Below are 13,157 nucleotides of genomic sequence, written 5' to 3'. Positions count from 1 at the left end.
TTGAGTTCTGGGCCGACATCATCGGGACAGACCCCGACGTCCGCCTGCCGCGGACCGCAGAGCTGCTGGTCCAGCGCTGGCTGCCGGAGACGGTCGGCGGCGCGGCCGTTTGGGGTGGGTTCCTGCCCGGTGAAGAGCACCGGCTGATCCGGGTGTTGCGGGACGCGCTGGACGATGGGCAGGCACAGCGGCTGCGCCCGGACCGGCTGCCGGCCTCCCCGCGCGGCCCGCCGCCGGTGGAGATTCAGGTGCTGCCCTCGGCGGTGCTGCGCGACGCCGGCCTGGACCGGCTCGCGCTCCTGCTCGGCGCGTACACGCTGAACCGGCCGGCCGGCCCGGTGATCGTGCTGACCGAGGAAATGTTCGCCCGGCTGGCGGAAGCCGGTGTGCTCAACGAGCTGCTGTGGATCGAGGTCGAGGACCGGGTCCAGCGGCTGCGCACCGAGGAGGAGCACCAGAAGCTGGTGAACCGGGTGCTGGGCCGGGTCGTCGACGGCCCCGGGGTCGTCGCGGCGTGGCACGAACCGGGCATCCGGCGGGCCGGGTCGTCGCTGGCCCGGACCTACCGACTGTTCTGGGCTGTGTCCGACCGGCCGCTGCTGCGCCGGGCCGCCGGTGCGCTGGTGCTCCGGGCGCAGTCCCGGTTGACCGCGTCGTTGCTGGCCTCGGCCGTACGTGAGGAACCGGGCGCGGCCGCCGAGATGGCGGCGCTGCGGGAGGCGATGGCCGAGGTGGTCGCCCGAGGCGCGCCGTTGCTGGTGGTGTCCGATCTGGAGCAGGCGTTGCTACCCGGGATCGCCCCGGTGCTGTCCGGGAACGCGCGGCTGGGTGCCCGGCTGGTGATCGGCTCCGACCAGACCGGCGAGCACGTGCGTGAGCTGCTCGGCGCGGAGCCGACCGACGGCATGTGGATCGTCGGGGCGACCGGGGACGCGGACGCGGCTGCCCTCGCGGTACTGCTCGGTCCGGCCTGGTCGAAGGCGTTGCACGAGTTCCACGTCGAGCACTTCAGCCACGTGTACACCGCGCTGGGCATCGTGGCGGTCGACGAGTACGGCCCGACCGGTGAGCTGCTGGCCCGTGGCTACCGCTCGCACAGCGCCCGGGGCCGGTACTACTGGCGCCAGCTACGGCAGGTTGCGGAGCAGGACGGCCGGTTCGTGGTTCGCGTCGGGGAAACCGGTGATGACTCGTTCCAGCTGGTCAGCCCCTTGCTGGCGGCCACCGGTGCGGCTCGGAGCGGCCAACCGAACCCGGCGTGGGACACGCTGCGGCTGATCCGGCCCGGGCTGCCGGGTGAACCGGACGAGGTCGCGTCCGCCGTGGTGCTGCTACCCGCCGTGCGGCCGGCCGGGGAGCCCGCCCCGGGGAGCACGCTGCGGCTGCCGGGACGGTTCGGCCCCGCTCTGGTGCAGCTGGCGCTCGGGGAGTGGCTGGTACGCCGGCGGCTGGCGAACCCGGACGGTGACCGATCACCCCCGCTCGCCACCGAGCCGACGCACCCCGACACCCCCGAACCGCCGGACGCCGAGCAGATCCTGCGGCAGGCGTCGCGGATCGTGCGGGACTCCCCGAGGGATGCCTACGACCTGGTGACCGCGTTGCTGATGGCGACCGCACGGTGGACCGCCCACCAGCGGCGGCTGCTGGCGCAGGCACGGGACGCGGCCGAGCGGGACCCGACCGGCGCCTACAACCGGCGCATCCAGGAACGAGTGCGACAGTCCTGGAGCCGGCCGGGCACGACCGGTCAGGGGGTCGCGGTCATCGCGCTGGACGGCGACCACATGCGCCGGTTCAAGGAAGAGCACGGCGAAGCGGCAGCCGACCGCGCCATCGCCCGGTTGACCAACATCTTCCTGGTCGCGCTGCCCGACGCTGTGGTGGAGCGCTGGGGCGGTGACGAGTATCTGAAGTTCCTGCACGACGTGCCTTACCACACGGCGGTGTGGGCGGCCGAGATGATCAGGCAACAGGTGCGGCGCGAGTCCCGCCCCGACCTGCCGTTGCCCACGATCAGCGTCGGCGTGGCGTACTCCGACGAGCCGGCACCCGACCTCGACAAGCTTATCGAGGCGGCCCGCCGGCTGCAGGAGGAGGCCAAGCAGACCCGCGACACGGTCGTGTACTGGAACTATTCGACCGGCCGGCCCGAGCGGGTGGACCGCCGCGCGCCCGACCGCCTGCCCGGGCAGCCGACCACGCAGCCGACCACGCAGCCGACCACGCAGCCGACCACGCAGCCGACCACGCAGCCGACCACGCAGCGGACCGGCCTCGGGCCGTCGACCACCCAGCGGGCTGGTCTCGGGGGGCCGGCCGCCGAGGTCGTCTGGGCACGGCCGACCGAGCACATCGCCGTCCCGGGCGACAGCCGCGTCGACCCGGTGCTGCGCCGGCTGATCGACCTCGTCGCGTCCGAGCGGCGGTTCGGATATGCGCTGGTCGACCGGATCGAGTCACTGGATGACCAGGCCAATCACGACATGCTCACCGGGCTGCTCAACCGCCGGGGCCTGCTTGCGGCACTGTCCGAGGCGCCGGGTGGCGCGACGGTGGTGCTGTTCAGCCTCAACGATCTGAAGAAGATCAACGCGACCGGCTACGGCGCCGGTGACGCCGCGCTGAACCAGGTGGCGCTGGCGCGGGCGGCGGCGCTGAGCTCGATGCCGGTGGCGCTGCTGGCCAGGTTGCGCGGCAAGGAGTTCGCGGTCGTGCTGCCCGGTGTCGGGCTGGCCGACGGGCTCTCGGTGGCGGACCGGGTCCAGGCGTTCGTGGCGGCGACGAGCAGCACCCAGGGGAACCCGCTCAGCGTCCGGGGCAGCGTGGTGTACACCGAGGCTCCGCTGGACGCCGCGGAGCTCGGCCGGGTCGTCGACCTGGCCAGGTCGCTGGGCAAGCAGGCCAAGCAACGGGGGCCGAGCACGCTTGCCTACCAGGACCCGAACGGCCGGATCCGGTTCACCGACGAGGTCGGTGACCGGGGCAGCACCCGGTGGCGCCGGTTGTTCCGCCACGAGGGGGCTCTCACCCGCGGCTACTACCCGCCCGAGCGGATCCAACGGATCGCCGACGGGTTGCGGCCGCTGTTCGACGACGAGCCCTACCCGGCGCGGGGGGTCGACTTCGCACTGCTGGACTGGCTGTCGGTGCGGCCGCTGTTCGATGACCTGCCTGGGCTGGTCGTGGACCTGGACGCGTTCAGCCTGCTGGACGAGCTGGGCCGGCCGAGGGTGGTGATGCTCCGGCACCGGTACGAAGCGATCCGGGTGCTCCCGGCGGCGGACTACCTGCTGGCCGAGATCTGGCTGCACGAGCTGCGCGAACTTCTCGAGTTGCACGGTGACCACGAGACGGACCGCGCGCGGATCGCCGCGCTGCTCGATGACGCCTTCGACGGCCGGCTGACCTCGGCGCCGCCCGGTTGGTCGGGCATCCCGCCACCCGCGCCCCGCCCCGGCCCGATGCCGCGTCCCCAGCCCGGCCCGGCCCAGCTCCCCGCCGCGGACCGAGTCACCGGCGGTCACGGTGCCGACGGTCCAGGCAATGGCGTGTTCGCCTGGCGACCGGAGCGGTTGCCGGCGGTGCCCTCGGTGTCGCCGATCCGGCTGGTCCGGCCGCGCGAGTTCGGTTGGGATCGGCGGGGTCCGCGGCCAGATGTCTCGTTGCTGCCCTCGAAGCAGCTGGCCCACCGACTTGACCAGAACCGGCCGGGGAAGGGCGGGCAGATCGCCGCCGAGCTGATCGCATACACCCGGCCGGGCGCGCGGATCTATGTGCTGAGCGCCTGGTGGGAGTCGCTGACCAAGGAGCAGCGCAAGGCGATCGTCACCGACGCGTACGACGGGCGCGTGCGGCGCGCGGTCGAGCCCGACTCGCATGCGGAGCTGACCCGTGCCGCGCTGCTGGTCACCGGCATCAATGGCCTCGGCGCCGACGAGTTCGCCCAACGGCTGGCCGCCCGGATGGTGCCCCGGGCCGGGGCGCGCCGGCATGAACAGCCCCGGGCGAAGGAGCCACAGCCTCGGCCGAGCCGGCCCGGGTTCGACACATCGCGCGAGGACCCGTTCCTGATCGACTTCGACGGGCGGGCCACGGTCGGGATCCCGGACGGCACTTATCACGGCTACCGCCAGCTGACGATCACCGCGAACGTCATCGACTGGCCGGCCCGAGAGTTGCTCGGCTGCCGGCACTGTCATCGGTTGTCCGCCGTGTTGCACGGCCTGACCGGCTGGGACGTGATGGTCTTTTTCCACGCGGCTGCCGGGATCCAGCTGATCCAGCACAGCGCGGTGCGCATGCCCAACGGCAAGGTGCTGGACATCTTCGGCCCGGCCACGCTGGACGAGGCCGAGCAACGCTACAGCCGAGGCCACACCGTCGAGGTCTCATCCCGAACCGTCGACGCGGCGCTCACGCCGGGCGACGTGATGCGGGACATGGACCATCTGCGCGGGAACCCGAGCTGGTGGGCGGAAGGACAGCCGGACGGGCTGGTAGCGGTGGTCGCGCACTACGCCCGGCTGCTGTTGCGGCGCAACGGCTACGCCCACCTCGACCCACGGCGCGGGGGTGGCCCACTGGCAACCGAATGGACCGACTCGGACACCGAGCTGCTGTTGCAGGTGCTGCCGTGGCTGGCGCATCTGCTCGACCCGATGGAACAGCACCCGGATCTGCGGCCGCGCGCCCCGCTGGCCGAGGAGTACCTGGTACTGAACGTGCGCCAGGCCGGGCTGGTGCTCAATCATCGGGTGGACAACGGCGACCTGTCCGCCGCGGCCCGGGACCGGGCGGTGTCCGCGCTCTCCCGGCTGTTCGCCTTCACCTGGTGGGACGAAGAAGCGCCCATCGCCGAGCACGGATTGACTTTCACCACCACCCAGCGGCTCAACGAACTGGAGGCCCTGGAAGCCACCGGCCGGCTGACTGCCGAGCAGGTGGACCGGATGTGGGAGAACACGGCCTACCATGAGCTCTTGCATCTGCATCGACACGATCATTGCGCCGACACCTGCACACAGGCCGCGATAGTGATCTTGGCGCCATGGCTCGCGGTTCGCGCCGCCGTGCCGTCGGGTGCCCGGCCGGACCTGCTGGACCTGATCGAGCAGGGCATCGCCGAGGTCGGGCACGGGCTGCTGCCGTCGGACTGGCTGTTCGAGCGGCTCCCCGGCATCACGGTGGCGGACATCCGCGCGGCGATCGGTGCGGAGCGACCCCGGTTCGTGCTCCATACGGACTCTCGGGGGCAGGCGTACCTCATGCTCGCGTTGGACGGTAGGGGATGGGACCCCTCGGGGCACGCCGGGCTGACCAGCGTCCTGATCATCGGCACGCTGCTGACCGGCGCCATGATCACCGGCGCTACCGGCTCGGCGCGGACGGACACCGGAGTCACCTCGGTCGCCGAGGGCGGAGGTTGGGACCTCCACGGCTGGCCGGTGGCCGGTGTGCTGGTGGGCGCGGCGCTGCTCGGGACCGCGGTGCTCCCGATGGTGGCGAGGCTGGTTCGGCGGACCGTCCAGCGCCGGCCTGCCCGGGGACCGCCGCCTGCCGGCGTGATCGAGGCGACGGTGATCCGGGCGCTGGGCGAGGCGCGGTACGCCTCCGCCGGTCAGCTGGCCGAGGAACTGGGTGTGTCGCTGGCGGCCCTGGAGGGCGCCGCATTCGTCGCCGGTCGGCTGCTCCTGCTACCCGGGTCTACGCAGGCCCACGATGTGGTGATCTTGCTCCCGGACGGGGTGAGCCGGCAAGACACCGTGCGGGTCCGGGATGGCACCCGGCTGGTGCGGCTCGCCGACAGGTACTCGACCCCGGTCGGCGGCCCGCACCACTTGTTCGAACGCGCGGATGGCGAGCCGGACGGGATGCCCGTGCTCGCCGTGCTGCTGCGCCACCGAACGGGCTGGCGGGTCGTTGACCCGGCGCCCCACGCCGCCGGCTCGGTCCTGGTCAATGGCCGGCCGATCGCCAAGGTGGCCGAGATCGGCCCCGGCGCGTGGGTCACCGTGGCAGGCACGGACTACCTGTTGACCGGCGCCCACCCCACGCCGCACCCGGTCGCCCGCGCCGCCGGTGCGCTGGTTGGCGCGTTCGGTGCTGCCCTCGGGCTCTGGGTGGCGGTGCGGATCACCGCGTGGGGCCTGCCGTGGTTCGTGTCGCCGGCGATCGTCTTTTTCGCCGGATGGCGGGCCGTGCTGCTGGCCCGGGCGCTGCGCCTGGTCCCCGACTGGTTCGCCGCGAAGGCTGTGGCGCACTGGAAGGGGCGGTTCCGTTCGCTGCGGCGGGCCGCGCTATTCGGCCTGCGACTGACCGACCGCGCCGGCTACCAGCGGACCGGCGCGTTGGTCTCGGCCTTCGGCTACGGCGGCCTGGCCGGGGATCTGCTCTGGTGGCTGTTCTCGGCACCGGTTGCACCGTCCGCGCGGCTGGGTGTGCTGTTGGGTGGCGCGCTGGGCGGGCTCGTGCTCGCGGCCGGATGGTCGGTCGCTCGACGCTTCGGCTCGTGGAAGCGACCGCATTCCGCCGGCGCCGCCAGGGTGCGTGCTCTGCTTTCCCGAATCGCCCCGCTGGTGTTCCTCGGGCTCACGGTGTCCGCGCTGGTTGTCGGACTGGCCCCGCGGGCCGGCGCGGATACCGGCACGGCAGACTGGGGCGGAACCGCCGCCGTGGTCCGGCCCTCTCCGCCGGACCGAAAGGGGTGGTCGCCCTCGTGGTGGGAACGAACCGAGCCCGGTTCCGGAGTTGACTCGGAACCGGGCTCATCCCGCTCAATGCGCTTCATCTCCCGTCCATGTGACATTCCGTGGCGATTCAGTGCACAGTTGTTTCTCGGCAAGGAAGCGACGGTGCCTGCCCAGTACCCGGTGCGTCGTCAACCCCCACTCGTCCAGCCGGCGCCCGCGCCGAGCCTGCGTGACGTGCGGAACCAGGAACAGAGCCTCGAGGACCGTTACGCCCAGCTGAGCGTGATGATCGACCTGCTGTGGACCGACAGGTCTGGTGGCCGGGACACCAGGGAGGGGCTCACCCGCCGGGCCGGGGATATCCGCACCGGCCTCGACTACTTCGACCGTCAGCTTCAGGAGTTCGGCCGCGACGTCGGCGCACTCGAGTCGAACCCGGGTGTGGACGCCCGCGAGGTGGCCCGACTGCGCGACGCGCACGACTCGTACCGGCGCTACCTGGTCTCACTGAACACGCGGTTCGCCGAGCTGCCGCCGGTTCCCGGGCTCTCCGACCGGCTCAAATGGTGGTTCGCCGTCCAGCCGCTGTGGCACCAACCGTTCATCCTCGCCGCCTTCGCCGCTGTGGTCACCGCCGTGCTGCGCGGCGCGGCCGCCATGGTCTCGGCCTGGCGCGGCTGGCGTGCGGACGCCATCCTCCGACGGCGCTCCGCCACGAAACGCCTTGCCCAGCTGCGCACACCGCTGGCCGAGGCCCTCGGCCTGTCGCCGCCGGCCGAGCTCGACGACGCGGCCGGGTGGGAACGCATCGGCGTCGAGGCCGGCCGGCGGCTGATCGGCGACCCGCAGGGCTACTCGCTGATGGCCGGCGTCGACTTCGAGGTGCTCGATGCGCTGTGGCGGGCCACCGACTACCCGAGGCTGTTGCTGCGCTTCCCCGACGGCGCCATCTGGCGGGTCTACCGCGTCGTGCACGGCGGCCAGGTTCAGGCGATCCTGCACGACGGCACGCGCACCGTGCACCACATACCTGGTCCCACTACGTACCGAACCGCGGACGTGGGGGCCGACTCGCTGTGGCACCGGCTGGTCCTCGAGTCCGGCACCACCGCCGTGGACCAGCACGACGCCGGCCGCCCGCTGCGCCTGGGCACCCACGAGGCGACCCAACTGTTGGCCGGCGGCACGCCGCTGACCTGGGTTCTGGACGCGGACGGCGCGCTGTCGGTCGCGCCCACCCGCGACGACTCGCCGACTCCCGCCGGCCGACACTGGCGCGACCGCCTCCGGTCGGCCCCGGTCATCCTCGCCATCGAGGCCGGCCTGGTCGGGTCCGTCTGGCTGGTCACCGAGATGGCGTTCATCCTGTGGAACGGTGGCGCGCTCCGGCCCCGGCTCTCCCTCTACTTCGAACGCGACGGCCGGATCGACCATCTCGCCGAGGCGGTCAACCTCATCCCCGACGCCGCCTGGATCGTCGCCGGGGTACTGGCCGGCGCGTTCACCTTTGCGGCGGTGGCCACGCTGGCCGCCCGAATCCTCGGACCACTCACCGGCCTGCTCGACGGCAGTTGGCGGGGCGCCGCCGAGAAGGCGCTCAAACGCGGTGGTTCCGCGCACGCACATCCGACAACGGTGATCGGCGCCCTGGTGGCCACGCTCGGGCTCGACCAGGTCGCCGGTGCGACGGGCCGGGCGGGCGCGCTCGCGGTGCTCGGTGCGGCGGCGGTGTACGGCGTATTCCGGGTGGTCTGGCGGTCGGTACGGCTGGCCAAGAGGAGGTGGTCGCCCTGGTGGTGGGACCGAACCGGGCCCGGTTCCGGAGTTGACTCGGAACCGGGCGCACCCGACCCAAGGCGCTTCATCTCGCGTCTAACTGACATTCGAGAGCGTTTCTCCGCACGGTCGTTCCTCGGCAAGGTGGTTGCGGTAGCCCGCCGGGCGATCTTCATCGGCGGTCTGCTCGCCGTGCTCGGCATGGCCGTGCCGGCCGATGTCCGGGCCGATGCCGGTCCGCCGCACATCGTCGGCACCGAGGTCCAGGTTCTGTTGCGGCAGGGGAGTTCCCCGCTCGGGCGGGAGGTCACCTTCCAGGCAGGGCCGACGGACACCGCCGGCGATGTGTGGCGCGGTCTGGAGGGGGTGGGCTGGACAGAGTTCCGCGCGGCCAACGGCGACAAGTGGGACCGGGACACCTTCATCGGCGGGAGCCCGGTCGCGGCCCCGGCGTCCTGGACCGGCACCTGGATCGCCCAGCCGGGCGACTCGTACTGGCGGATCCACGTCGACCGGTTCGGCCGGATGCGGGCCTATCACCTGGCAATCGAACGACTGCCCAACCCAGACGAGCTGGCCGAGCAGGCGCGGGTCGATGTCGAGGAGCAAGCGCCGCTCCCGCCACCCGCGCCCGGCGAGACGCCGAAGCCAACTCCGCCGCCGGCGGTGACCTCTCCACCGGACCGCTCGGGGCACTGGATCAAGGCGGCACTCACCGTGGGCGCGGTGATCCTCGGCTTGATCGGCTCGATCTTCGCCGGTCGCCACCTCGGTCGTCGCGTCCCCGTGATGTGGTCGCCCCGGGTGGCCCGTGCCCCGCCGCGAGAGCTGCCGACCGACGCCGCCCGGGTGCCGCGGCAGCGGGCCACGGTCCGGATCGTCGGGCTGTTCTCCGCGGCCGCCGTTGTTGGGGCGACCGCCCCGATCTGGTGGGGTTGGCTGGATGCGGGGTGGGCGGCGGTGTTCGGGCTGCCGAAGTATGTGGCGGTCAAGGCGGTGTTGGCGGCGCTGGCCACCGGGGCGCTGGTCTATCGCTATGTGCTGCGCAGGCAGCTGTCCAACCAGCTCAAGGGCATGCAGGTGCGGCCGTGGGCGGCGGCGGTGCGGTCGGCGGCGGCGGTGGTGGCGATCACCGTGGCCTACCGGGTCGCCACCGGGTTCGCCCCGGCCGGCCTGGGCTGGCTGCTCGGCTCGATCGCGGTGGCCACCCCGGTCGTCGCGGTCCTCAACGCGTTCGTGCAGGCCAAGGAGATGGGCCGGACCCGGATCATCAAGGCGGTCATCGCCGGGTTCACCTCGTTGTCCACCGCGCTCGGCGCGGTGCTGCTGGTGTCCGGGCTCGGGGCGTCGGCGGCGTTCACTGGCTGGCTGGGCGCGGCGCTGCTGTCCGGGATCCTGGTGTCCGGCAACACCCCGTTGGCCGACTACGTGGCGGCGGCCTTCGGCCGGTGGCGGGTCAAGGTCGAGCAGCGCAAGCTGGATCGGCTGACCGAGCGCGCGGGCACGGCCGACTCGGTGATCGCCGGACAGATCCGCAAGGTCGGCCAGGCGTGGCTGGACTATCTGAGCTTCTCCAAGGTCGACACCCGGGTGCTGGTCCGCAAGGCGATCGACACCGTGCTCAACGCGATCTTCACCTACATGATCATGAACCCGTGGGGCGGCGCGGACGGCCCCGGGCACATCGCGCTGCGCGCCGGGGTGGTCGCGGTGCTGATCTGGGTGACCGGCAAGGTCCGTGACCGGGACGAGTACCGCACCAAGGACGAGCCGCGCGAGAACTTCTACGGCTACCAGTCCGGCCGCGCGCTGCGCGCTCCGGCACGGCCCTCGGCGCTCTGGGCACTGTGGCCCGGTGGTCGGCTGGGCCGGGCCGCGGACGTCTACCGCCGTGAGCTTGCCGGTGTGCTGGACGAGTTCGGGCTCGGCGACCGGCCGCTGGACCGCGAACTGGCCGAAGAGCTGGCCCGGGATCTGTTCGCCGTGTTCACCGAACAGATCCCGCTGCCGGCCGACGAATGGGTGCCGCTGCCCGACACCGATCCGCGCGCGGGCGAGGTCAACGAGGCCCTGACGGCCGAACGCGAGGCGCAACGGCGCAGGCAGGACCAGCACCGGATCACCGCCGCGCACGCGCTGCTGGTGCCGGCCACCAACCCCGCCGCGCTGGCCCGGGCCACGCGCTCACCACGGGGTGCCGGGCGGACCCGGGAAGTGATCGAGTTCCAGCTGCTGCTCGGCGAGGCGCTGGTCCGGCTGGCGCTGGCCGATCCGGTGACGGCCGACGGCGTCCGGTTGCTGCCGCCGGGCACAGGGCGGTTTGCCGGCTGGGCGGGTCTGCTTGGCCAGCGGATCGCGGAGCGGCAGCGGCTGCGCCGCGACTACCTGTCCGGGCCGAGGACCCGGTTGCTGCGGGCGATCGTGGCCTACTACGCGAGCATCGGGGAATTCGGTCATCCTGATGCGGTCCGTGCCCGGTTGGTGCTGATCAGGCTGGAGTTCGACCTGATCCGTGAAGGGATGCGCAAGCCGGCGGCCGACCCGTCCGGCATGGCGATCGAGTTCCACGAGCAGCGACGCTCCAGCGCCGAGGCCGCCGATCGGATCCGGCCGGCGCTCGGGCATGGCTTGGCGCACGCCGCCGGCGGCCTGGTCGGCGAGGTCGAGCACGGCCGCCGCGAGCGCGCGACCCAACGCGCGCTGTGGAGCCGAGCGATCAGCACGGTCATCCGGAACCGCCAGCCCGCCGTCCGGCCGACCAGGCTGCTGGAACTGCTCCTCGCCCTGGCCGGCCGGCCACGTGATCAGGCGGTGACCGCGTCACAGCTGGCCGACGAGTTCGGCGGCTCGCCGGTGACCTGGCAGCGCAAGCTCGGCACGCTGCACCGCATCGGCGCGCTCACCGGTGAGCCGATTGGCGGCTACCGGGCACGGACCGAACTGGTCGCGCTCTGGCGCGGGGCCAGCCCACGACTGCGCCGGGCGCTGCGCGCCGATCCGACCGCCCTGCCCGGCGGACACCGGCTGGCGCCGCTGGACCGGGCCCGTCCGCGTGGCCCGCCCGGGGATGCCTATCCCTCGCTGCTCGCCCTGTTCCGCGAGGCCAACCTGGCCTTCCGCCGCCCGAGCGACGGGCTGATCGACGACATCGGCATCACCTGGCGGCGGCTGACCGGACTGTTCTACCGGTGGCGCTACCCGAGCGGCGGCCTCGACTGGCCGGCGCCGAGCAACCGCGACCGGTTGGTCGACAACGCCATCACCCGGGAGATCCGGTCCGCGTTGGCGCGCGCCCGGGTCCCGCACCGGCAGCGCCGGCTGCTCGCGGTCCGCGTAGACGCCACCCGAGCCGCGACGCGCGGCCTGCATCGAGCCCGCCTGGCCGCCGCGAACGAGCCGGCGGGCGTGGCCGTCCCGCTGCTCAACGCCGCCGTGACCAACCAGTTGGAGGCGTACCGGCGACTGGCCGAGGCCCGCGAGCGGGCCGCCGCCGAACTCGCTCGGGTAAGGGCCTATCCGCACCAGAGCGCGCGCACCTTGCGCGCGGCCGACCGGGCGCTGGACGCCGCGCCCAGCGCAGACCCCGTTCCCGAGCACGCCGAGCAGTGGCTGCGCGACAACACGCGGGCGCTGAAAGCGACCCGCCGAGCCCTGCGCCTCCGCGCCGGTGCAGCCGGCGCGCTGGGTCGGGCGCCCAGTCTGGCGCCCGACGGGGACACCGCCAGCGACCCCCTGCTCGCCCGGGCACAGACCTTGCTGGAACGCCACGACCAGGACCGCGACTACGCCTGGTCGCGCCTGCTGTGGCGTACCCGGACCGGGTGGCGGGTGATGGAGAACGCCCGCAAGGCCGCCGAGGCACTGGAAACCCAGTTCCCCGCGGCCCGCTCCTACCAACCGCCGCCGAGCGAACCAGGCCAGATCCCCGCCGTCCCCGACCCGGGCACCATCCCCGAGCCGAACACACCCGACGCCACCCGCACCGAGCGCGACAGGCGGACCGCGGTCACCACCCTGCGCGGACCCGGCAACCGCACGAACGAGGACGCCGGCACCACCCTCACCATGCCCGACGGCACGCGGGTGCTCGTCGTCGCCGACGGCCTGTCCCGCACGCCGCGCGCCGAACACGCCTCCTACATCGCGGTCACCGCCGCTCGCATCGAACTGACCCGCACCGACCGGCCCCGCTGCGGCCCCCGGCGGGCGCTTCACGACGCCTACCAGGCCGCCGGCGACGCACTCGCCCGCGCCTACGCCGTCGAGAACCCGTACCGGCGGGCGGATGCCGTCCCGTACGCCACGACCCTGCTCATCGCGATGGCGGGAGCGGACGGCCGGATCACCGCGGGCTGGGTCGGTGACTCCCGTGCCTACCTGCTCGACCTCGAGGATCCGGAAGCCAGTCGCCAGCTCACCACCGACCACGGCGATGCGCGAATGCTGACCCGCTGGCTGTCGCCCGAGTTCCGGCCGGTGCCGCGGGTGCGCACCGTGCGGGCGCGCGGCCCCGGCCTGCTGCTGGCCAGCACCGACGGCCTGCACAACTACCTGCCGACAACCGATGACCTGATCACAGCGCTCGGCGGGGCCACCGATCCGGCCGAGGCCACCCGGATCCTCACCACCGCCGCCCGGGCCGCCGGCAGCAACGACGACACCACCGCCGCGGCGGTGCGGACCAGGTGA

1 protein-coding gene (cut by a window edge) is annotated in these 13,157 nt (G+C 73.0%); it reads left to right on the top strand.

Going from position 1 to position 13,157, the window contains the following annotated elements:
* Positions 1-13,157: the final stretch of an MFS transporter gene (locus ABEB12_RS39695; RefSeq protein ID WP_425572317.1), read on the top strand. The gene continues 50,647 nt to the left of window position 1, outside the view; 13,157 of the gene's 63,804 nt are visible here — the last part of the coding sequence; its start codon lies beyond the left edge, outside the window; it ends in the stop codon at positions 13,155-13,157.

The sequence above is a fragment of the Actinospineispora eucalypti genome, assembly GCF_039543365.1.
GTDB classification, from domain to species: domain Bacteria; phylum Actinomycetota; class Actinomycetes; order Mycobacteriales; family Pseudonocardiaceae; genus Pseudonocardia; species Pseudonocardia eucalypti.
This window is presented reverse-complemented; position numbering and strand designations above follow the sequence as displayed.